Origin of the sequence: Micrococcus sp. HMSC31B01, from assembly GCF_001816085.1 — a bacterium.
Lineage (GTDB): Bacteria > Actinomycetota > Actinomycetes > Actinomycetales > Micrococcaceae > Micrococcus > Micrococcus luteus.
Map to the genome: position 1 here is coordinate 1 of NZ_KV825428.1, position 1546 is coordinate 1546.

Here is a 1546-nt window from a genome sequence, read left to right on the forward strand (position 1 = left end):
GGCCGGTCACCCTGGTGGGGTGACCGGCCGCCGTCGTCGCGTCCGGTGGGGGAGCGCGGGCTCAGTCGATCCCGACGACCCCGAGGCCCAGTTCCAGCAGGATCGAGGCGAACACCAGGACGTAGAGGAGCACGATCACGGGCCAGGCCAGCTCCCGGGCGAGTCGGACGAGACCGGCCGGGGCCGGCAGCGTGCCGGTCTGCAGGTTCCGGGACGTCACGAGCACGAGCTGGGCGATGACCATGGCCCACACGATCATGCAGTAGAGGCAGAGCGTGCCGATGCTGTAGACGGCCGAGTACCAGAGCCACACACAGAACGCGAAGCCCGCCAGGATCCCCGCGTTCATCAGCAGCCAGTACCAGCGGGCGAAACGGGCGCCGGCGAGCAGGGACATCCCCACGGTGATGAGCACGGAGAACGCGACCACGCCGATGTACGTGTTCGGGAAGCCGAAGGTGTGGGCCTGCCACGACTGCATCACCTGGCCGCAGGACACCCACGGGTTGAGGTCGCAGGACGTGCGGTGCGTCGGGTCCGCGGTGAGGAGGGCGCGCTCGACGATGATGACGATCGTCGCCGTCAGCGCCACGAGCGAGGTGATCAGGAGCAGCGCCGCCGTGCCCGCGGGCCGGGCGTACCAGGTGAGCCGGGCCTCCTCGGCGGGGACGTCGTCGGCAGGGGAGAGGCGGACGTCGTCCGTCGGCGGGGTCGTAGGCATGGACATGATTCTAGGCGCGTGCCCGGGGCGGATGTGAGAGAATCGGCCCTGGCCGTCCCGTGGCCACACCGCGGGGCAGCCCGCTGCGCGCCCGACGTCGGGCCGCCGCCGAGGCGCCCCCGCGTCGAACATCGCGCGGGAGGTGGACGCCGGGCCCCGCCCGTGTGCGTCCGTGCGCCGGCCGGCGGACGGCACGTGACGCCCAGGCCCCGATCTCGAGGGCGCAGCGGTTCCGCGCCGGGCCCTGACGGTCGACGCGGTCCACCCGATGACTTCTCGGAGTCCGCCTCCCGGCGCACCCGTGGCGCACGGCGCCCGGGGCAACGCGGCCGGCGGCGGACGCGGACACGCCGGGCGGCGGCGAGTGTGGCGTCGTCGGTCGGCGGGAGGTGCTGCCATGGCGGCCAACAACGAGGACACGACCCGCGCAGACGAACGCGTGGAGGAGACGGCCGAGCAGGCCGTGACGCAGACCGCGGCGGACACCGCCGCCGGGGCGGTTCAGCCGGAGCGGACCCCCGCGTCCGACGACGCCGCGGACGCGCCCGAGGAGCCGAGCGCGCCGACGCTGCAGGTCGACCCGACCGACCCGTTCGCCGTGCCGGCGAACCTGATCGAGGTGCTGCGCACCGAGACCACGTCCCGGCAGCGCTCCGAGGACGAGGACGACCCGGACACCTCCGGGCGTTCGCGTCGTCGTCGCCGCCCCTCGCGCGAGGACGACCGCGCGGAGGAGGGCGCCGCAGACGCGTCGGCGGACGCCGAGGACCGGGAGGACGCTTCGGAGTCCGAGGACCGGGCCGAGGGCGCCGTGGTCTCCCGCTT

Annotated in this window: 1 protein-coding gene and 1 pseudogene; one reads left to right on the forward strand and one right to left on the reverse strand. The window is 74.3% G+C overall.

Translation table 11 applies throughout. From position 1 onward, the window contains the following. Positions 1-61: 61 nt before the first annotated feature. Positions 62-721, reverse strand: a complete 660-nt coding sequence (locus HMPREF3105_RS11880; RefSeq protein ID WP_070709800.1) for a vitamin K epoxide reductase family protein — start codon at positions 719-721, stop codon at positions 62-64. A 397-nt stretch (positions 722-1118) separates the two neighbouring features. Between HMPREF3105_RS11880 and HMPREF3105_RS11885 the strand changes: the two are divergent. Beyond that, positions 1119-1546 (forward strand): annotated as a pseudogene (locus HMPREF3105_RS11885) (ribonuclease E/G); the annotation flags it as partial.

Bases quoted from the DNA above. Each gene is read 5' to 3' on its own strand.
- HMPREF3105_RS11880 (WP_070709800.1), bottom strand. From the start codon at position 721: ATGCCTACGACCCCGCCGACGGACGACGTCCGCCTCTCCCCTGCCGAC.